The organism is Rhodococcus erythropolis R138, from assembly GCF_000696675.2.
GTDB lineage: Bacteria > Actinomycetota > Actinomycetes > Mycobacteriales > Mycobacteriaceae > Rhodococcus_F > Rhodococcus_F erythropolis.
This window is the reverse complement of the sequence record NZ_CP007255.1, coordinates 3,158,746-3,178,208: the sequence shown is the minus strand read 5'-3', so window position 1 is coordinate 3,178,208 and position 19,463 is coordinate 3,158,746. Positions and strand designations below refer to the sequence as shown.

17 protein-coding genes and 1 other RNA gene are annotated in these 19,463 nt (G+C 63.5%); 7 read left to right on the top strand and 11 right to left on the bottom strand.

What is annotated here, in order from left to right:
- Positions 1 to 9: 9 nt before the first annotated feature.
- Positions 10 to 930, bottom strand: coding sequence for a sulfurtransferase (locus tag H351_RS14845; RefSeq protein ID WP_029255605.1), 921 nt, complete (start codon positions 928 to 930; stop codon positions 10 to 12).
- Positions 931 to 1,058: 128 nt separating this feature from the next.
- On the opposite strand from H351_RS14845, the gene H351_RS14840 reads away from it, so the two are divergent.
- Positions 1,059 to 1,745 (top strand): GntR family transcriptional regulator, encoded by a 687-nt coding sequence (locus H351_RS14840; RefSeq protein WP_029255606.1) that lies wholly within the window; start codon positions 1,059 to 1,061, stop codon positions 1,743 to 1,745.
- Between the two features lie 48 nt (positions 1,746 to 1,793).
- Here the strand turns inward: H351_RS14840 and H351_RS14835 are convergent, their stop codons facing one another.
- From H351_RS14835 to H351_RS14820, 4 genes are all read right to left on the bottom strand, one after another.
- Positions 1,794 to 2,315, bottom strand: a complete 522-nt coding sequence (locus tag H351_RS14835; RefSeq protein ID WP_029255607.1) for a hypothetical protein — start codon at positions 2,313 to 2,315, stop codon at positions 1,794 to 1,796.
- Between the two features lie 18 nt (positions 2,316 to 2,333).
- A complete protein-coding gene (locus tag H351_RS14830; RefSeq protein ID WP_029255608.1) occupies positions 2,334 to 3,365 on the bottom strand; it encodes a cupin domain-containing protein in 1,032 nt (343 codons plus the stop codon).
- A 43-nt stretch (positions 3,366 to 3,408) separates the two neighbouring features.
- Entirely contained in the window at positions 3,409 to 4,230 is an 822-nt protein-coding gene (locus tag H351_RS14825; RefSeq protein ID WP_029255609.1) for an alpha/beta fold hydrolase, read from the bottom strand.
- 189 nt (positions 4,231 to 4,419) lie between these two features.
- Positions 4,420 to 5,547 carry an NDMA-dependent alcohol dehydrogenase gene (locus tag H351_RS14820; RefSeq protein ID WP_020908136.1) on the bottom strand — a complete coding sequence of 376 codons (1,128 nt, stop codon included), beginning with the start codon at positions 5,545 to 5,547 and terminating at the stop codon, positions 4,420 to 4,422.
- Positions 5,548 to 5,713: 166 nt separating this feature from the next.
- Between H351_RS14820 and H351_RS14815 the strand changes: the two genes are divergently transcribed.
- The gene (locus tag H351_RS14815; protein ID WP_029255610.1) at positions 5,714 to 6,574 is read left to right on the top strand and encodes a spermidine synthase; all 861 of its coding nucleotides are present in this window, start codon (positions 5,714 to 5,716) and stop codon (positions 6,572 to 6,574) included.
- A gap of 9 nt (positions 6,575 to 6,583) precedes the next feature.
- Here the strand turns inward: H351_RS14815 and H351_RS14810 are convergent, their stop codons facing one another.
- The 3 genes from H351_RS14810 to H351_RS14800 form a co-directional block, all read right to left on the bottom strand.
- Positions 6,584 to 9,598 carry a bifunctional [glutamine synthetase] adenylyltransferase/[glutamine synthetase]-adenylyl-L-tyrosine phosphorylase gene (locus H351_RS14810; RefSeq protein ID WP_029255611.1) on the bottom strand — a complete coding sequence of 1,005 codons (3,015 nt, stop codon included), beginning with the start codon at positions 9,596 to 9,598 and terminating at the stop codon, positions 6,584 to 6,586.
- The gene (locus H351_RS14805) at positions 9,595 to 10,935 is read right to left on the bottom strand and encodes a glutamine synthetase family protein (RefSeq protein WP_003941637.1); all 1,341 of its coding nucleotides are present in this window, start codon (positions 10,933 to 10,935) and stop codon (positions 9,595 to 9,597) included. Before H351_RS14805 ends, H351_RS14810 begins: the two co-directional genes overlap by 4 nt.
- A gap of 107 nt (positions 10,936 to 11,042) precedes the next feature.
- Positions 11,043 to 12,614, bottom strand: coding sequence for an alpha/beta hydrolase (locus H351_RS14800; protein WP_019748947.1), 1,572 nt, complete (start codon positions 12,612 to 12,614; stop codon positions 11,043 to 11,045).
- 207 nt (positions 12,615 to 12,821) lie between these two features.
- On the opposite strand from H351_RS14800, the gene panB reads away from it, so the two are divergent.
- The 3 genes from panB to pip are packed head-to-tail and all read left to right on the top strand — an operon-like array spanning position 12,822 to position 15,148.
- A complete protein-coding gene (gene panB / locus H351_RS14795; protein WP_003941624.1) occupies positions 12,822 to 13,673 on the top strand; it encodes a 3-methyl-2-oxobutanoate hydroxymethyltransferase in 852 nt (283 codons plus the stop codon).
- 51 nt (positions 13,674 to 13,724) lie between these two features.
- Positions 13,725 to 14,165: a hypothetical protein gene (locus tag H351_RS14790; protein WP_020969914.1), complete on the top strand. Its 441-nt coding sequence runs from the start codon at positions 13,725 to 13,727 to the stop codon at positions 14,163 to 14,165.
- Positions 14,165 to 15,148 (top strand): prolyl aminopeptidase, encoded by a 984-nt coding sequence (gene pip / locus H351_RS14785; RefSeq protein WP_029255612.1) that lies wholly within the window; start codon positions 14,165 to 14,167, stop codon positions 15,146 to 15,148. The genes H351_RS14790 and pip overlap by 1 nt, the downstream gene beginning before the upstream one ends.
- Before the next feature lie 4 nt (positions 15,149 to 15,152).
- Here the strand turns inward: pip and H351_RS14780 are convergent, their stop codons facing one another.
- From H351_RS14780 to rnpB, 3 genes are all read right to left on the bottom strand, one after another.
- Positions 15,153 to 16,562 carry an RNB domain-containing ribonuclease gene (locus H351_RS14780; RefSeq protein WP_029255613.1) on the bottom strand — a complete coding sequence of 470 codons (1,410 nt, stop codon included), beginning with the start codon at positions 16,560 to 16,562 and terminating at the stop codon, positions 15,153 to 15,155.
- Positions 16,563 to 16,685: 123 nt separating this feature from the next.
- On the bottom strand, positions 16,686 to 16,871 hold the full coding sequence (locus tag H351_RS14775; protein ID WP_007735457.1) for a hypothetical protein: 186 nt from the start codon (positions 16,869 to 16,871) through the stop codon (positions 16,686 to 16,688).
- A 320-nt stretch (positions 16,872 to 17,191) separates the two neighbouring features.
- Positions 17,192 to 17,606: RNase P RNA component class A (gene rnpB / locus H351_RS28640), an RNA gene on the bottom strand.
- A gap of 54 nt (positions 17,607 to 17,660) precedes the next feature.
- Between rnpB and H351_RS14770 the strand changes: the two genes are divergently transcribed.
- Together H351_RS14770 and H351_RS14765 are read left to right on the top strand one after the other, a co-directional pair.
- Entirely contained in the window at positions 17,661 to 18,188 is a 528-nt protein-coding gene (locus tag H351_RS14770) for a DUF1697 domain-containing protein (RefSeq protein ID WP_019748952.1), read from the top strand.
- Between the two features lie 28 nt (positions 18,189 to 18,216).
- Entirely contained in the window at positions 18,217 to 19,452 is a 1,236-nt protein-coding gene (locus H351_RS14765) for an SLC13 family permease (RefSeq protein ID WP_029255614.1), read from the top strand.
- Positions 19,453 to 19,463 lie beyond the last annotated feature (11 nt).

Here is a 19,463-nt window from a genome sequence, read left to right as displayed (position 1 = left end):
TGCGGCGATTCAGGACCGCGGACATCGCACATCCGGATTCGCGCCACCGGGCTCACTGCCGACAACCATCGGCAAAACCGGATCTGCAGTCCATTCCTCCAACGAACCGTCGTAGACTTTGACGTCCGCGTGGCCGCTGCGGATCAGCGCAAGTGCGGTCAAACACGCCGAAACTCCACCACCGCAATAGATCACGACAGGGCCGGTGGCGGTTGGTAGAACGTCGGCCGATTTCGACAAGACTTTCTCGACCGGAAGCATCCGGGAGTCGGAGTCGAGAAGACTCTTCGCGGACAGATTCACGCTTGACGGAATGTGTCCGCGTCGCGAGTATCGCGTCTTCTCGGTTCCCTCGTACTGCTCAGGCGCGAGAGCGCACACCAGCGTTCCGGCTTCGCCTCCGCTGGACAGCGACGCAACGCGAGGTAAATCGACCCACAGACCCAGATCCGTCACGCTCCAACGCGTCGACGCCGACGTGTGGGTTTCGTCGTCGCCGCTCGCGAGCGCGAAGCCGCGTCGAGTCCATTCGGCGAGGCCACCGTCGAGAACTCGTGCTTCGATGCCGGCGTTGCGAAACACCCACCAGAGCCGTGATGCCCAGGTGGTCGATCCCTGGTCGTAGATCACGATTGTCGCGCCCGGCTCGATACCACTGGATTGGAGATCGGAAACCAACTGCTCCGTTGGCGGGCGTGTGAAATGCAGCGCCGCTTCCCTTTCGGAGAAGACGTCCATGAGGTCGACATGTCGCGAACCCGGGATGTGCGAGGAGACCCAGCCGCCGTACCCGGATTCCGGGCGGTAGTCGCCGTCAAATCGCGCGGGAGGAAAATGAACCGTCGCGTCGAGCACGGCGACGCCTCCCTCACGCAGCATCGCGTCGAGTTCAGCGGCACTCACCAGCGGCGACGCGGTCTCTCCAGCCACTTCGGACCCTCTCCCTCGGAAACGAACAAGCACGAACCTAAATGAGTACTAGCGTATACGCAAGTACTCACTCGTCGTCGATGGCATAATCGAACGCGCTCTACTTGCATGCACAGGAATGGGGACACATGGATCTCGACGCCGATACGAGCACCACCGATCTGCTGGTGCCGGAGGCTGCGCTCGGCCGGTCCGATCAGACCTCGCGGCAGTACCTGCGCCTGCGAGCCGACATCCTGGCCGGCAAGTTCCCCCAGGGCGCTCCGCTGCACGAGACTCAATTATGCGAATCGTACGGCGCATCCCGCACCCCGATCCGGGAAGCACTCAACTGGCTCGCACACGACGGACTACTCGAACGAGCCGCTCGCGGTTTTCGTGTCCGTTCCGGCACACCCGAGGACGTCATCGAGATCTACGCGGCGCGGGTAGCCCTCGAATCGGAAGCGGCAGGCGCCGCGGCACTACGCCACAGCGATCTCGACCTTGCTCGCCTGGACGGATTACACGAGTTCTGCTGCACTGCAACCGAAGGCACCGAGGTGCGTTCCGGGAACTTCAAGTTTCACGAGGCCCTCTGGCAGGCCGCCCACAATTCCACGATCACGGCACTGCTGATCCGCCTCACCACCCAATTGCGAATCTACGACAGCGGCCCGCCGTCGAACTACGGCGAACCGGACCTGCTCAATTCGGAACATCAAGAGATCCTGAACGCCATCCGCGCCAGGGACGAATCGTCCGCGCGTGGCCACATGCGCAACCATCTCGAGCGCAGTCGCGACCAGCGGATAAGGATGTTCGCCAGCCGCTGACTTCAGACAGCCCCGAGTTCTGCACACTGACGCCTACGCCGCCGTCAGTCAGGCGGGGAGCGTGCCGATCTCGACGTCGTACACGCTCTCGGCCGGGCTCGACATCACTCGGTCCGCCATCTCCTGTTTGAGCACTGTCAGCCGTGACTCGTCTTCGGCTGTCCGGTCAGTCTTGCGGGAGAGAGTGATCAACTCGTCGACGACAAATCCCTCCCGAACAGTCAGCGTGGCGCTCGCGCCGCGATAGCCGACCCGAAAGACATACAGTGCGAGCGTATTTCCTCGTTCAGGCCGGGCCAGGGAACTGTCGACGGTGTACCGCCCTTCGGTCACTGCGCGCGTGACCAACTCGAACGCGTCGCGCACTCCTGGTCCGCCGTGTGCAGTGGTGACGACCAACTCGCGACGCTCGACAGAGCCTTCCCCGCCGAGCACACCGAGTGCGCGCTCGAGGACTTTGTAGGCATGCGCCACCCCTCCCGGCGCCTGCGGCCCGTGATAGCGCAGAGCATCGTCGTACGTGAAGTCGAGCGTCGTACCGTGATCGGTCACGATCAGCGAGTCGGTCATGATGGGCGTCCTTGCCGGTCAGTGCTGGCGGTCGATCGGATTGTTACGCGAGACGATGAGCGGATCGACCGGCGTGAAAGGAAATTGCGGCAGATCGCGTTCCGGAACACCGAACGAGGCCGAGAGAACGCCGCGCGAGAACGCGGAAGCCGTTGCACGGTAGCCTATGTCGCCCGGCGTCGGCTGGTCGAAGAAGATGAGGAAGTTGATGTCCTCGTCACCTAGAACCTCGATGTGATGGGGGTAGGCACGCGGAACGAAATACACCTGACCGGGCTCCAGTAGGTAGGTGTCGAGCGAACCGTCCGGATCGAGGACCGTCATCCGCCCGTGACCACGATGCACGTATCCCATTTCGGCAGTGACGGGATGCCAGTGTGGCTCACGCATTCCACTCTCGCGAATAGTCAACGAGTACATCGAAAGATCCTCCAGCGCCGCCCAATACTGCTTGCGTGCCACTTTCGCCTGTCCGTACGGGTATGCGAGAGGCGCGATCTGGCCGTCGAGATCGAAGAGATGCGCGTTGGGAAAGCCGGCGGTATCGGGAACGACGGCGGCGCCGTCCCGCCGAACTATCTGGGACGCATCGGCCCTACCGAAGACGTCGAAGGCTGACGCGGCGAGGTCGTAGGTATTGCCGAGCACCGCGTTCGACATTGCGCTGACGCTACTCTGCAACGAAAAGTGCTGCGGGATTGAAGTACGCAGGGCAGCGATGATCTCCGCCTCCTCCTCTCCGACATTCTCGATGTGATAAATCGCGCCGGATTCGACGTGATACATCTGCCCCGTTCGCACCACGAAACTGGCGAACTCGTCGGCATTGCCCAACATCGAGACGAGCACGGTTCCGCTGGTGACGTAGGCGATCTGGTTCGCGTTGACGTTCCATTGTGGTTCGCGGATCGCACCGGGGCCGAGAACAATTCGTTTGATCGACAGACCGGACAGGATCGGCAACGAACTCGTGTCGAGTTGCGAGATCGATCCGAGTTCGTTCTCGAAGACACTGGGACCATCGCGTAGCGAGGCAACGTGTGTGGACATGGCCTTTGATCCGTTCGACTCTTATCCTTCCGAATCGCTGACGTCAGTCCTCGATGAAGGCAAGAATGTCCCGGTCCAGGGTCTCCTGATACGAGCCGTAAATTCCGTGCGGTGCGCCCGGATACACCTTCAGCGTGCCCTTCTTCACCAGCTTGATCGCCTTCTCCGCCGCTGCGCCGATCGGCACGATCTGATCGTCGTCGCCCTGAGCGATGAGGAACGGAACGTCGATGGCTTCGAGATCGGAGGTCTGATCCGTCTCCGAGAATGCCTTGACGCAGTCGTAGGCCGCGGCGAGGTTGACCAACATCCCCTGTCGCCAGAAGTCGTCCTTCGCCCCTTGCGATACGTCGGCCCCTTCGCGGTTCGCGCCGTGGAAGCTCTCGCTGAGATCCTTGTAGAACTGCGATCGATCTCGCAGAACTCCCTCACGAATGCCGTCGAACACCTCGATCGGTGTGCCTTCGGGGTTGCCGTCCGACTTGACCATGATCGGCGGAACGGCGCCGGCGGTGATCACCTTGTCCACGCGCCCCTTGCCGTGCTGCGCCGCGTAGCGGACCACTTCCCCGCCGCCGGTCGAATGGCCCACCACGATCAGGTCTTTCAGGTCGAGCGTGTCGATCAGCTCAGCCAGGTCCTTGGCATATGTATCCATGTCGTTGCCGGTGTACGTCTTCGACGAGCGACCGTGCCCTCGACGATCGTGCGCGATGGTCCGGTATCCGGCGTCGGCGAACAGCTTCATCTCGACCTGCCACGCGTCGGAACTCAGCGGCCACCCGTGGCTGAGGACGATCGGCCGGCCGACGCCGTGCTCGGTGTAGTAGATCTCGGTTCCGTCGGAAGTGGTGATGTAGGGCATGTTCTGCTCTTCTCTGTCGAGTCGTGGACTGAGGTCTGGACGCGGCGCCCGGTTTCCTCACTCTGCGAGTGCCCACTACGGGGGCAGTCGACTCATCGATCGACAGAAATCTGCATGGGGGCAGAAGACTCCGGCCCGACACCACGAAGTGTGGTGTCGGGCCGGACCCTTCAGTCAGAGGGGGAACGATCAGTAATCGTCCTCCGTGTAGACGATCATTCCGCGCAGGTTCTTTCCCTCGAGCATGTCGGCGTAACCCTCGTTGATCTCCTCGAGCTTGTAGGTCTTGGTCACCAACTCGTCGAGTTTGAGTGCGCCGCTTCGGTAGTGATCGAGCAACTTGGGAATCTGGGACCGTGGTCCTACCCCGCCGAAGATGGCTCCCTGCAAACGTTTCTGTAGAAGGGTCAGCTCGAAGAGGCTGAGCGTCACCTGCGAATCCGCGTAGTGCCCCATTCCGACGACCACGACCTGCCCGCCCTTGCCCGTCGCGCTGAGCGCGGGCTGAATGATGTCGCCGTGAATCTCGCCCACGGTGATCACGGTGACGTCGGCCATCTTGCCCCAGGTGATCTCGCCGATCACCGGTAGCGCTTCCTCGAGGGAGGCAAACGTGTGTGTGGCGCCGAATTCCTTTGCCTTGTCGCGCTTGAACTCGACGGGATCGATCGCGATCACAAATCGTGCTCCGGCTGACGCCGCACCCTGCACCGAGTTGATTCCGACGCCGCCGACGCCGACGACCACCACCGTGTCACCGACCTTGGCTCCACCGATCGCGGTGGCCGATCCCCAACCGGTGGCAACACCGCAGCCGAGCAAGGCCGCCTTGTCGAGCGGGATGTCCTTCTCGATCTTGATCACCGACGCCTCGTTGACGGTCACGTACGGCGAAAATGTTCCGAGCAGGCACATCTGGATGACCGGCTCGTCGTTGAGGGTGACGCGGTACGTCTTGTCGGAGATCGCCTGCCCGGTCAACAGGCCGGCTCCCTCGTCGCAGATGTTCTGCAGACCCTTCGCGCAAGACGGACAACGTCCGCACGCCGGGATGAAGGCGAGAACCACGTGGTCGCCTTCTTCGACGCTCGCGACACCCGGGCCGACCTTCGTCACCACTCCGGCGCCTTCGTGCCCGCCCAAGGCCGGGTAGAAGGGCAGCGGGCTGGCGCCCGTACGCAAATGTTCGTCCGAATGGCACAGCCCCGATGCGGCGAGTCGGACCTGTACCTCACCCGAGACCGGGTCCCCCAGCTCGACCTCTTCGATCTCCCATGCCTGACCTGGCGCCTTGACTACCGCTGCCTTGACCTTCACCTGCACTCCTCGAAATTCTTCGTGATGCACGGACGACGTAAGAACGCGCCGGCATTTGTGTCGCCGATCACACTCCACCTACGAGTGTGCCTGAAACTACTCGAGAATACCGCCGGTCCGTGAGCCTTTTTGGTACTCGGCGTTACCGGAAACGCGCACGGCTAGTATCAACACAGTGGCCAAGGGAACTCGCAAGACAAGAACTCGCAGCGGTACTCCCGAGCGAGGCGAGTCCGGTCCCGTCGCCGGTACTTTTCCGATCGATACCGGGACGTGCGAACTTGTCCGCGACCAGTACTCCGACGACAGCTGGATCATCCAGATCAACGGAGTGCCCAGTTCCCACGTGAACGTCGCAGATCCGACGGTGCTCGATTTCGAGTACATGCGGTGGATCGCGCATCTGGTCGATTCCGAACGTGACAAGACCGAGCGTCTGCGGGTTCTGCATCTCGGCGGCGGAGCCTGCTCCATGGCCAGGTACTTCGCCGCCACTTACCCCGACGCGCGTCAGGTGGTTGTCGAAATCGACGGCGCCCTGGCGGAACTGGTGCGCGATTGGTTCGACCTACCGCGCGCACCGCTGCTGCGCATTCGTGTCGGTGAAGCCCGCGCCGTCACCGAAACTCTCACCGAGTCCACCCGAGACGTCGTGATTCGAGATGTCTTTGCCGGCAACACAACTCCGACTCCGCTGACAACAGCGCAATTCACCACCCACGTACGACGCGTGCTGGCACCGGGCGGTATCTACATCGTCAACTGCGGCGACACCCCGGATCTTCAGGGCGCGCGCAGTGAAGCCGCAACGATCGGTGCGCAGTTCGAACACATGGCGATCATCGCCGATCCCGCGATGCTCAAGGGCCGTCGCTACGGCAACATGATCATCGCGGGCAGCGACGTACCGATCGGCGGGCAACCCGCGCTCGCGCGCGAGCTACTCGGCGGCGGCGTGCCCGCCCACGTGTGGCAGGACGCCGAAGTCCGCAAGTTCGCCGCTAACGCGCCGGTTCGGCAGGACTGAGCGAAAACGCTACTCCCCGCCGAAGACCCTCTCCACCACAGCTTTTGCCCGTCGTGTGATGCGCAGGTAGTTGTCGAGGAACTCCCCTGCGTCGTCGCCGTATCCAGCGACCTGCGCCACCGCCGCGAGAACACGGCCCGGGCCGGGAAGCTGATCGGTCGGCTTGCCTCGCACCAGAACGAGGCAGTTGCGTGCCTTCGTCGCGGTGATCCAGGCGTCACGCAGCAGTTCGACGTCACCTTCGCTGAGCAGTTCCGCGGCGCCGATGGCGTCGAGAGTCTCGAGCGTCGACGTGTTGTGCAGCGACTCGATCTTGTCGGCGTGGCGCAGCTGCAGCAATTGCACAGTCCACTCGATGTCGGCCAAGCCACCGCGACCCAGTTTGGTGTGCGTCGCCGGATCGGCTCCGCGAGGAAGCCTTTCGGAATCGACGCGCGCCTTGATGCGCCGGATCTCGCGCACCGCCGCGTCACTGACGCCGCCTTCGGGGTAGCGCGTCTTGTCGATCATGTGCAGGAACCGCAGTCCCAGTTCAGGATCACCGGCAACCGGGTGCGCACGAAGCAGCGCTTGAATCTCCCACGCCTGAGCCCACTTCGCGTAGTACGCGTCGTACGACTCGAGCGTGCGAACCATCGGTCCGTTGCGGCCTTCCGGACGCAATCCGGTGTCGACTTCGAGCGGAGGATCCGTGCTCGGTGCCCCGAGAAGCTTGCGCACCTTGTCGGCAATGCTGTTGGCCCACTTGACCGCAACGGTCTCGTCGACGCCCTCGCGGGGTTCGCACACGAACAGCACGTCCGCATCGGATCCATAGCCGAGTTCGCCGCCGCCGAGTCGACCCATGCCGATGACGGAGAAACTGGCCGGCGCCTCGGTCCCGAGTTCGGTGACGCTGGCCTTGATCACCGCGGAGAGCGAGGCATTGAGCACCGCGGCCCACACCGAGGACAGCGCCTTGCAGACGGCGGGAACATCGAGCATGCCGAGGATGTCGGCCGACGCGATGCGCGCAAGTTCGTGTCGCCGCAGCGAGCGGGCCGCGGCAACAGCACGATTGGGATCACTGTGTCGGCCTGAGGCGGTGAGTATTCCGCGAGCGACGTCCTCGGGCTTCGGCTCGACAAGGCGCGGTCCACTCGGCGAATCCGCGAACAAGCGAATCACGTCGGGAGCCTTGATGAGCAGGTCGGGTAGGTACGCCGACGAGCCCAGCACGGTCATCAGACGCTCGGCCACCGCAGCCTCGTCGCGGAGCAGGCGCAGGAACCACGTCTGGTCGACGAGCGCGTCCGAGAGCCTGCGGTAAGCGAGCAGACCTGCATCGGGATCCGGTGTGTCCGCGAGTGATTCGAGCAGAGTCGGCAACAGGAGCGCTTGAATGCGACCCTTGCGTGAAGCGCCACTCGTCAGTGCAGTCAGATGCCCGAGAGCATGCTCGGGTGCCGTGTAACCCAGAGCGGCCAACTGCCGAACCGCGGCTTCTGGTCCCAGGACCAGCGCTTCCTTGTCCATCCGCGCCACCGATTCGAGAAGCGGGCGGTAGAACAACTTGGCGTGCAGGCGGCGAATCCGATGCGAATTCCGCTTGATCTCGGCGCGCAGGACTCCCAGGGAATCCAGCCGACCGTCTGGCCGCATGTGCGCGGCGCGGGCCAGCCAACGCAGCGCTTCCTCGTCGTCCGGCGGCGGCAGGGTGTGTGTGCGCTTGAGCTTCTGCAACTGCAGACGGTGCTCGAGCAGGCGCAGGAATTCGTACGACGCAGTCAGGTTGGCGGCGTCGTCGCGGCCGACGTATCCACCCGCCGCCAATGCGGTCAGTGCATCGACCGTGCTCTGGACATGCAACGAACTGTCGGCGCGCCCGTGCACCAATTGCAGGAGTTGGACGGCAAATTCGACGTCGCGCAAACTTCCGCGGCCGAGTTTGAGTTCACGCTCACGCAGTTCGGGGGGAACCATTTCCTCGACGCGTCGACGCATGGCCTGGACTTCGGGGACGAAGTCCTCGCGCTCGGAGGCGATCCACACCATCGGGCTCATCGCCTCGGAGTACTGGCGACCGAGCTCCATGTCGCCGGTCATCGGACGAGCCTTGAGCAGTGCCTGGAACTCCCAGGTCTTGGCCCAGCGCTTGTAGTACGTGATGTGGGATTCGAGGGAGCGAACCAGTTCTCCGCGCTTGCCTTCGGGGCGCAGCGCAGCATCGACCTCGAAGAATGCGGAAGTACCGATACGCATCATCTCGCCGGCAACGCGGCTGGCCGTCGCATCGGCCGGTTCGGCGACGAACACGACGTCCACGTCGGAGACGTAGTTCAGCTCGCGCGCACCACATTTGCCCATGGCGATCACGGCGAGCCGGATCGGACAACTTCCCTCGGGGCACACCGTTGCGATAGCCACCGCCAGTGCGGCGGTCAGGGCAGCGTCCGCGAGATCGGAAAGCTGGTGACCCACAGTCTGATACGGCACTACTGGTTCGTTCTCGACGGTCGCCGCAAGATCAGCCGCAGCCAGCAGCATCAGCTGGTCCTTGTAGCTCTTGCGCAGAGCAACAACAGCTTCCGGCCCGGTCAGGGTTGCGCGGTAGGTCAGTGAGCCTTCGGTAGCGCCCTCGTCGAGGGTGGCGCCCACGGCCTCGAGCAATGCTGCGGTGGCCTCGTCCTTGGTCGGCAGAGCGGTTCCGTCGAGCAGTTTCCAGCCGATCGGATCCGCGGCCAGGTGATCGCCGAAGGCCGACGACGCACCCACGAGTGCGAACAAGCGGCCTCGCAGGCTTTTGTCCTTGCGCAATGCCTGATCGAGTTCGCGCCACCCGTCGTCGAGCCCGTCCTTGATCCGCACAAGGGCGCGCAGAGCGAGGTCGGCATTCGCGGCACGCGAAAGCGACCACAAGAGTTCGATGCTCTCGGCGTCGACCCAACCGAGCTGACGCAACTCGTCGGCAGCGGTGGGCTCGACCAGCCCGAGTCGACCCGGTCCTGGAACTGCTGATCTCGCAGCGGGCGGTTTCACCGTCACAGACCGAGGTAGGTCTTGAGCTCGAACGGCGTCACGTGGCTGCGGTATTCCTCCCACTCACGACGCTTGTTGCGCAGGAAGAAATCGAAGACGTGTTCGCCGAGTGCTTCGGCCACCAGTTCCGACTTCTCCATCTCGCGCAGAGCGCTGTCCAAGTTGCTCGGCAGTTCCTTGTAGCCCATGGCGCGGCGCTCGGCGGAGGTCAACGACCACACGTCGTCTTCTGCCTCGGGCGGCAAGGTGTAGCCCTTCTCGATGCCGCGAAGACCGGCAGCAAGCAGGACCGCGAAAGTCAGGTACGGGTTGCAGGCCGAGTCTGGGCTTCGGATCTCGACGCGGCGCGAGGACGCCTTGTTGGGCGTGTACATCGGGACGCGAATGAGAGCCGATCGGTTGGACGGGCCCCACGACGCAGCAGTGGGTGCCTCTCCCCCGTGGACGAGTCGCTTGTACGAGTTGACCCACTGGTTCGTGACCGCACTGATCTCGTTGGCGTGCTCGAGGATGCCGGCGATGAACGCCTTGCCGGTCTCGGAGAGCTGCATCGGATCGTCAGGATTGTGGAAGGCGTTCGTGTCGCCCTCGAACAGGCTCATGTGGGTGTGCATCGCGGAGCCGGCCTGATCACTGAACGGCTTGGGCATGAAGCTCGCCCGGACGCCTTCACCGATCGCGACCTCCTTCACGACGTATCGGAACGTCATGACGTTGTCGGCCATCGAGAGCGCGTCGGCGTAGCGCAGATCGATCTCCTGCTGACCCGGCGCGGCCTCGTGGTGGCTGAACTCGACCGAGATGCCCATCGACTCGAGTGCGTCGATGGCGTGGCGGCGGAAATTCGGAGCCGAATCGTGCACGGCCTGGTCGAAGTATCCGCCCGAGTCGGCCGGGATCGGCGGAGTGCCGTCGATCGGGCCGTTCTCCAGAAGGAAGAACTCGATTTCCGGGTGGACGTAGCAGCTGAAGCCCAAGTCGCTGGCCTTGCTCAACTGGCGACGCAGTACGTGGCGCGGATCGGCCCACGACGGCGAACCGTCGGGCATCGTGATGTCGCAGAACATGCGCGCGGAATGTTGCGCACCGTCCTTGTGGGCCCACGGCAGGATCTGGAATGTCGAGGCGTCGGGCCGAGCGACGGTGTCGGCTTCGGAGACTCGAGAGAATCCCTCGATGGCGGAACCGTCGAATCCGATTCCCTCCTCGAAGGCGCCTTCGAGTTCGGCGGGGGCGATCGCCACCGATTTGAGGTACCCGAGAACATCGGTGAACCACAAGCGGACAAACCGAATGTCGCGCTCTTCCAGGGTACGAAGCACGAATTCTTTTTGGCGATCCATGCACGCGAGACTAAGCAAGCCACGTTAAATCTGTGTTACATCAGTGGTCCCGGTTAACAGAGTGATTGGTCACCATCGAATAGGCGCAGCGTACGGCGTCGCGCCGGTTAACATGTCAGACCCTCTTCCGGTGCCTTCAAGTAAACGAAGTAGTCGACGACGGCATCGTCGACGCAGGAGTTTCCGTCCAGAACCACCGTGTGTTGGGTTCCGTCGAACGTGATCAGGGCAGCGCCCAACTGCTTGGCGAGATCCACTCCGGCTTGATACGGCGTTGCCGGATCCTGCGTCGTGGAGACGACGACCAACTGAGGCAGGCCGGCATCGGCGAGCGCCTGGGGGTCGAGCGCGTGGGGGCTGCCGGTAGCCGGAACGGGCCAGAACGCGCACAGGTCGAGCGGCGCTTGACCCGTCCCGCGGCCGTCGTCGAGGAACGGCGCCGCCTCGCGGTACCGAGTGTCGGATTCGCCGGCCTCGGCGCGGTCGGTGGTTGCCGGATCGTCCACGCAGCGAATGGCGTTGAACGCGTCGTTGATGTTGGAGTAGCTGCCGTCATCTTCACGGCCTTCGTACATGTCGGCGAGATTGAGCAGCGAGTCGCCGCGTCCGTCGGCCAGACTCGACAGACCCCCACGCAGCGGCGTCCACAACTGTGGCGAATACAGAGCCTGCTGCACGCCCGTGATCGCGTCTGAATAACTCAGCCCGCGCGGATCGGTGGTCTGTGCCGGCTTCTCGATCAACGGATCGACGAGTGCCTGAAAGCGTGCCTGCGCCTGCGCCGGATCATCACCCAGCGGGCAATCCGTTCGCGAGACACAGTCGGCGACAAAGGCGTCGAACGCGCCTTGGAAGCCCTGCCCCTGCAAGACCACTTCGTCGACCGGATCCTGCTCGGGGTCGAGCGCGCCGTCGAGGACCATCGCTCGGACGTTCTGCGGAAAGGTTTCCGCGTACGTGGATCCGAGCCGGGTCCCGTACGAGAACCCGAGGTAGTTCATCTTCGGATCGCCGAGAACGCCCCGAATGACGTCCATATCTCGCGCCACCTCGTAGGTACCGACATGAGCGAGGAACTCCGTACCGGTCCGCTCAGCGCACTTGGCGGCGTAGTCCTTGCTGTCCGCCTCGGCGAGAGCGATGCCCTCCGGCGTCATGTCGACGTTGACCTCCGCACGCTCCGCGTCGGTCTCCTCCGGCGTCAAACACCGAACCTGCGGGGTCGATGCCCCGATCCCCCGCGGATCGAAGCCGATCATGTCGAAACGTTCCTGCAGTTCGGTGCCCGAACCCGATGTCGCCATCGACAGCCCGGACCCACCCGGCCCGCCGGGGTTCAGCAACAGTGAGCCGATGCGGTCGCCGGTTGCCTTCGAACGCGAGATCACCACCTTCGCGGTGTCGCCGTTCGGATTCGCGTAGTCGACGGGAACGCTCACCTCGGCGCAGTCGACCCCACGCCCCAGCGGCGCAGTTCCTTCTTCGACAAATTGGTCGCACGAACCCCAGTCGAGCGTCTGCTCGTAGAATTTCTCGAGGCCGGACGGCACCGCGGACGCGGCAGAACCAGCAGGTTCCACTGATTCGGGCGTGCCTTCCGAACTGGTGCAACCGACAACCAACACGAGCACTGCTGCGCTTCCGGCGAGGGCACCGGAGAGGCGAACGAACTTCGACATGCCATTGATGGTGCCAGGAAACCTCGGTAGCCAGCGGTTCGCCTCGGTTCGGCACCTAACTGACAGGCACGCGGCGATGTGACCCATTGCACCCCGTCAACTATTCGTGTCGGCGATGTCCGGTGGCAGACTGAACACGTCATCACCCACACCCGGGGACCCGAAGGCGATCAACGCTCAGGGCCTCGAGGCCAGAAAGGGACAACGATGTCCGAAACACCTCTCTATGGTTCTGTACCCACTGCAAGCTCTACCGATGCACCGAAGCGTAAGACGCGCATTCACCACCTCGCCGAGATGAAGCAGAACGGCGAACGCTGGTCGATGCTCACCGCTTACGACTACTCCACGGCACGCATCTTCGAAGACGCAGGCATCCCGGTGCTGCTGGTCGGCGACTCTGCCGCCAACGTCGTCTACGGCTACGACACCACCGTGCCGATCACCGTCGACGAACTGCTCCCGCTCGTGCGTGGCGTGGTTCGCGGCGCCCCGCACGCACTCGTCGTCGCCGACCTCCCCTTCGGCACCTACGAGGGTTCCGCCGAGCAGGCCCTTGCGACTGCGACACGGTTCATGAAGGAAGGCCTCGCGCACGCCGTCAAACTCGAGGGCGGCGAACGGATGAGCAAGCAGATCGCGGCTATCACCTCGGCCGGCATCCCCGTCATGGCTCACGTCGGATTCACCCCGCAGAGCGTGAACTCGCTCGGCGGATTCCGCGTCCAGGGTCGCGGCGACGCGGCCGAGCAGCTTGTGGCGGACGCCATTGCAGTCCAGGAAGCCGGGGCGTTCTCCGTCGTCATGGAAATGGTTCCGGCCGAGATTGCGGGCCAGGTCAGCCGCAAACTCACCATCCCCACCGTCGGCATCGGGGCCGGTTCCGAATGCGACGCTCAGGTACTCGTCTGGCAGGACATGGCGGGTTACACGAGCGGTAAGACAGCCAAGTTCGTCAAGCGTTTCGGTAACGTCGGTGACGAACTGCGTTCCGCAGCCGCAGCCTATGCATCAGAAGTTCGCACTGGCGCTTTCCCGGCCGCAGAACACAGTTTCTGATCCGAGACCGGCGAACGCCGCCTGTCTCTCAACCAGCCAGGGGTGCGTTCAATGATCGGTAACCGTCGAAGTTCTACTGCCGCAGCTGTAGTCGGCGCGGCAGCTCTCGTCACGGTGCTGAGCGGATGCGCGGGAGGGTCCACCAACTCTCCCGCGCCCAGCAGCACTACACCCGCGAGTTCCACCAAGACGGCGCCGGCAACAACCTCCGCGTCCGGTTCGACGTTCACCGACGCTCAGGTCCAGCAGTTGTGCTCGGATATGGAAGGGCAGCTGCAGAACTGGCGGACCGTCACCCCGACGCTCGGCAAGGGCGGACTGAACACGATCGTCATCACGTGGGCGACGCAGAACGGCATCAACCTGCTCGATCTCGCCCAGAACCGCGAAAGCATCGACGCGGCAACCTCGGCCGCGTGCCCGGACGTCCGGGGCGGCGCGATTTCCGCACTCGAGATCCCCGATCTCGCCTCCGGACTGGTGGGCTTCTGATGAGCGAAACGTCAGCACAGCCGTCGACTCTGCGGAGTCTCTATCCCCCGATCGAACCCTTTGTCACCGGGTTCCTCGACGTCGGTGACGGCCAAAGCATGTACTGGGAAGTCAGCGGAAATCCGGACGGCAAGCCGGTGGTGTTCCTGCACGGTGGCCCCGGTGGCGGTGCACAACCGGCGGTACGCCAGTTCTTCGATCCGGCCGCATACCGCATCGTTCTACTCGACCAGCGCGGCTGCGGGCGATCCACCCCGCACGTTGCCGACGGCGCCGACCTGTCGGTGAACACCACGGACAAGCTGCTGGCCGACATCGAAGCCCTGCGCGAACATCTCTCGATCGACAAGTGGATGGTATTCGGGGGGTCCTGGGGTTCCACGCTTTCCATCGCCTACGCCGAAACGTTTCCCACGCGCGTCACGGAACTGGTTCTGCGCGGGATCTTTCTCCTGCGTCGTAGCGAGATCGACTGGTACTACAACGGCGGCGCGGGAAACATCTTCCCGGAGCGCTGGGACAAATTCCTCGAACCGGTACCCGAGGCGCAGCGCGGCGAAGACCTCGTCGCGGTCTATCACCAACTGCTCCATTCCGAAGACCCCGACGTCGCGGCCCGGGCAGCGATCGCCTGGTCGGCTTGGGAAGGATCGACGAGCTACCTGTACCCCCAGGCGGACAAGATCGAACAGAACTCCGAGACCAGGTTCGCCTTGGCCTTCGCTCGTATCGAGAACCACTACTTCGTCAACGGCGGATTCTTCGACGAGGGCCAGCTCCTACGCAAAAGCTCCGCACTGCACGGCATTCCGGGGACGATCGTCCAGGGCCGCTACGACGTCGTCTGCCCCGCCACCAGCGCCTGGGCGCTGCACAAGGCGTGGCCCGAATCCAAGCTCGTGATCGTCGACGACGCGGGACACTCCGCGATGGAGCCCGGCATCGCACATCACTTGGTGGAAGCCACCGATTCGTACCGGTAGCGCCCTACGCCGGGAACGTGAATTCCACCGTCCGTTTGACCGTGTCGACGGCGGTGAGTCGCACCTTTGCGCGCTCACCGTCATCGGGCGTTCCGACGCATTTCGCAATCACTGCGACCGACGGGACAAACACTTCCGCCGAGCGCTTTCCGTCCTTGGCGCGCATCACCACCGCGTCGAAGACCTCGCCGACCCGACCGTCGAGCAGCGTGGACTCGGTGAGATCGATGCACGCGCGGTCGACCTTGTTCGCCAGTGAGTCGGACCCACTCATGATGTCGGGCAACTCGGGAAGGGCGGTGCGCACCCATTCCGGTACCGGCGTACCAGCTGTGATCGCCAGACACACCTCGGTGCTGAAGCGATCGGACAGCCGGCGCAGTGGAGCCGTCACATGAGCGTAGGGCGCTCCGATCCCCGAATGCACCGTCAACTCCGGTAGCTGGCCGTCGAAGGCCGCGTAGTCTGCGCCGCGCAGCAACGACGGCGCAACCGACATCAGCGCCATCGTCGACGGCTCGTTGGAATCGAGTCCGGCAAGAATCTGCCCGACGCTTCGACCCTCCGGCCACGTGATACCCAGCGCCACTGCAGTTCTCCGCAGGGTGCGAACCGCGGACTCCTCGGCCGGCGGCAGCGTGCGAAGCAGCCCGATACCTGCGTCGATCATCATGCGGCCGGCACACATCCCGGTCAGCAGCGACACTTCTGCGTTCCAGTCGTCCGCTTCGGTGCGTGGCTCGAGCTCGATCCGCCAGCGAGCCGAGGACTCGTCCTCTGGCTGATCCCGAACCACTGACTGCTCGGGCAGTTTCAGCTCGATGGCGCCCCTGGCAACCGCCGAGGCACTGCGCAATCGTCCGAATTCCGGTAGTGCGGCGATCGACGGATGCAAGGTGCCCGCGTCGGCGTCACGTTGCACGGTCGAATAATCCAGACGCGCCACCGATTTCACCAGAGCGCGTCTCACCTGCCATGACGTGGGCTCGGCCTGGGCGTCCAACTCGATACGCCACAGTGCGGCGGGGCGAACCACGTCCGGCAGCAGACTCGCCGATCCCTCCGACAACGCCCGAGGATGCAGCGGAACGGAACCGTCCGGGAGATAGAAGGTTTGGCCACGCTTGCGGGTTTCGACGTCGAGCGCACCGCCCGGCGTCACCACCGCCGCGACGTCGGCGATCGCGTAGTGCACGACGTACCCGGTCGAGGTCTTCTCGATGTGCACTGCCTGGTCGAGGTCCATCGATCCGGGAGGGTCGATGGTCACGAAGGCGATACCCGTTTCGTCGACACGCCCGGCACCGAAACGATCCACGGCATTCTCGGCCTCGGCCTGCGCCGCGGCCGAGAATGCTCCCGGCAAGTCGAACTCCGCCCGAACCACTCCGAAGTCGATTCCCTGCACCATCATTCGACTTGCGGGCACGCATCCTCCATGATCGGTTCGGGCCGGTGTAGCAGCTGTACCGGTCCCAGTTGTTCGAGTCCCAGTTGTTCGAGTCCCAGTTATTTCAAGGCTCAGTTATTTCAAGTCTCAGTTGTTCCAGTCTTCGTCTGCCCGATCGGCGGCTTTGTTGCGTTCGGCAGCGATCTTCAATGCATGCTCGGCAGAGTCCCGATCAGGGTACGGCCCCATCCTCGTCAACGAGGACGCGCCCTTTCCCTGCGTGACGGAACCGTCGGACACGTCGAAGTACCAGAGTCGATCTTCATCAGTCATATCCACAGTGTGACATCAGAGTGAGATAGAAGCTTGTAGATCGCTGTGAGGCTGATATTCTTTCTACTTGGCCTGGCAGGTGAGAACCGGACATTCGAACGGTGAGTTCTGCTTGAATGCCCAACACAAGCTACGAACAGAAAATGGAGTGCGCATGTCCGCAATTCTTTACGATTACCTCCTCCCGCTCATGGGCCATGACGCGGCAACGTACTGGGCTACGCTGCTGGTCATCAAGCCTGTCTGACAGCTTTTCGAACAAAAGAAGACCCCCACCGATCCGGTGGGGGTCTTCTTTTTCTCACTGTGCAGATCACGGGCGGACGAGTCGGCGTGTAAGCCGGATCCTGTCCTGCGGCACCGAAGTGCCGAGTGGCGACCATCCATCTGGGCACACCGTCGCCGGGTGCCTCGAGCGGTTCACCCGCAGGCTCGGGCGAGCAGCCCTCGAACACCTGCGCAGCCGCACCGCGAGCGATGCGACCTTCAACCTTGCTCCGGGCGGGGTTTACCTAGCCACCCCGGTCACCCGAGGTGCTGGTGCGCTCTTACCGCACCGTTTCACCCTTACCTGCCTCGAAAGGCAGGCGGTCTGTTTTCTGTGGCACTGTCCCGCGAGTTGCCTCGGGTTGCCGTTAACAACCGCCCTGCTCTGTGGAGTCCGGACTTTCCTCGGCCCCAGGCCTGTGCGTGGTACACGCTGGTTCCAGAAGCCGCGGCCGCCCGGCCAACTCGTCCGCCCCCGTATGCTACCGGGCGCCTGTCGGTGGCCGGCACTATGGTCACCTTATGACTCGGTACGTGGCCCTGCTACGCGGTATCAACGTGGGCGGCATCAACATCAAGATGGCGGACCTCGCGAGAGTCTTCGGCGACCTCGGATTCCAAGGCGTGAAAACCGTCCTGGCCTCGGGCAACGTTCTGTTCGACAGTCCGAGCACCGACATCTCGTCGCTGAAGAAACAGATCGAATCCGCCCTCGCCCGCGAGTTCGGCTACGAGGCTTGGGTATTCGTCCTCGACATTCCGACACTGCAAGCGATCGTGGACAACTACCCGTTCGACCGAGAACGCGAGGGTTGGCATGCTTACGCGATGGTTGCCTCCGAGCCGGAAATCCTCGAGGAATTGAGTGCTGCGGCAGCGCAACTCGATGCCTCGGTCGAACGCGTGGTGGCCGGCGACGGAGTCCTGTACTGGGAGGTCGAGAAGGGGCAGACCGTCAAGAGCGCGTTCGGCCGGAACACCGGAAAACCGAAGTTCAAGGCGTTCACCACAACCCGAAACCTGAACACGCTCTACAAACTGCTCAAATGACGCTCGCCCCGACACGGAGCACCAACGCGTGACTCTTCTACCGATCCTGCTCGTCGCCGTCGTCCTCGTCTTCGCGATAGTGCGTCCACGTGGGCTTCCCGAGATCGTCATCGCCGGGCCGGCAGCTGTCGTCGTTCTCCTGACCGGTGTCGTCACTCTCGACGAAGCCCGCGAAGAACTGACGAGCATGGCACCCACCGTCGTCTTCCTGGTTGCCGTGCTGGTTCTCGCTCATGCCGCGGACGCTCTCGGCGTCTTTCACTGGGTCAGCCAGATCCTGCAGCAAAAATCCCTCGCCGATCCGCACCGGTTGCTGATTTACGTATTCGGCGCGGCTGCCCTGACCACGGCGGTCCTGAGCCTCGACGCCACCGTCGTACTTCTGACACCCGCAGTGATCGCGGCCGCACGATCCATCGGAGCAAGTCCGCGGCCCCATTCGTATGCCAGTGCGCACCTGTCGAACTCGGCGTCGACGCTCCTGCCGGTGTCGAACCTGACCAACCTCATCGCTTTTGCTGCAACAGGTTTGACGTTCTTGCACTTCACCGCGTTGATGGCGTTGCCGTGGGTCGTGACGATCGCTGTCGAATATCTGATCTTCCGACTGTTCTTCCGATCCGAACTCGTCCGCTCGGAAAACACAGAGCCACCGGCAAGCAAAACTTCCTCGCCTGCGCCGAGTCTGCCGCTGGTGGTGATCGGACTGACGCTGGTCGGTTTCGCGGTTTCGGGTTTCTTCGGGATCGAACCCGCCTGGATCGCTGTGGTGGGTGCGAGTGTTCTGGGAGCGATCGCTCTGGCTCGGCACCGTACGACCGCCGCCAAGATGCTCTACGCTGCCGACCTCTGGTTCTGCGCGTTCGTCCTGGTTCTCGGGATCATCGTCGCCGGAGTCGCGAACGGGCCGGTGGGAGAATGGATTGCGCAGATCCTGCCCGGCGACACCAGCTACGGATCACTGCTATTCGTCGCCGTGGTCGCTGCGCTCGCGTCCAACCTCGTCAATAACCTGCCGGCAACCTTGCTGATGATCGCGGCGCTCGGGACGGGAGCACCTCCAGGCCTGGTGCTCGCGATGTTGATCGGCGTCAACCTCGGCCCCAACCTCACCTACGTGGGCTCTCTCGCGACAATGCTCTGGCGACGAGTTGCCACCAGCGCGGGCGCACCGCCCACGCTGGCGACGTTCACTCTGCTCGGGGTCATCACGACGCCACTGACGCTGCTCGCCGCCGTGAGTGCCCTGTGGTTGGTGATCTGATCAACGGCTGA

What these genes read in the sequence shown, in the direction of transcription:
- H351_RS14840 (WP_029255606.1), top strand. Translation starts at nt 1,059, where the DNA reads ATGGATCTCGACGCCGATACGAGCACCACCGATCTGCTGGTGCCGGAG.
- H351_RS14835 (WP_029255607.1), bottom strand. Translation starts at nt 2,315, where the DNA reads ATGACCGACTCGCTGATCGTGACCGATCACGGTACGACGCTCGACTTC.
- H351_RS14830 (WP_029255608.1), bottom strand. Translation starts at nt 3,365, where the DNA reads ATGTCCACACACGTTGCCTCGCTACGCGATGGTCCCAGTGTCTTCGAG.
- H351_RS14825 (WP_029255609.1), bottom strand. Translation starts at nt 4,230, where the DNA reads ATGCCCTACATCACCACTTCCGACGGAACCGAGATCTACTACACCGAG.
- H351_RS14805 (WP_003941637.1), bottom strand. Translation starts at nt 10,935, where the DNA reads ATGGATCGCCAAAAAGAATTCGTGCTTCGTACCCTGGAAGAGCGCGAC.
- H351_RS14800 (WP_019748947.1), bottom strand. Translation starts at nt 12,614, where the DNA reads ATGTCGAAGTTCGTTCGCCTCTCCGGTGCCCTCGCCGGAAGCGCAGCA.
- panB (WP_003941624.1), top strand. Translation starts at nt 12,822, where the DNA reads ATGTCCGAAACACCTCTCTATGGTTCTGTACCCACTGCAAGCTCTACC.
- H351_RS14790 (WP_020969914.1), top strand. Translation starts at nt 13,725, where the DNA reads ATGATCGGTAACCGTCGAAGTTCTACTGCCGCAGCTGTAGTCGGCGCG.
- pip (WP_029255612.1), top strand. Translation starts at nt 14,165, where the DNA reads ATGAGCGAAACGTCAGCACAGCCGTCGACTCTGCGGAGTCTCTATCCC.
- H351_RS14780 (WP_029255613.1), bottom strand. Translation starts at nt 16,562, where the DNA reads ATGATGGTGCAGGGAATCGACTTCGGAGTGGTTCGGGCGGAGTTCGAC.
- H351_RS14775 (WP_007735457.1), bottom strand. Translation starts at nt 16,871, where the DNA reads ATGACTGATGAAGATCGACTCTGGTACTTCGACGTGTCCGACGGTTCC.
- H351_RS14770 (WP_019748952.1), top strand. Translation starts at nt 17,661, where the DNA reads ATGACTCGGTACGTGGCCCTGCTACGCGGTATCAACGTGGGCGGCATC.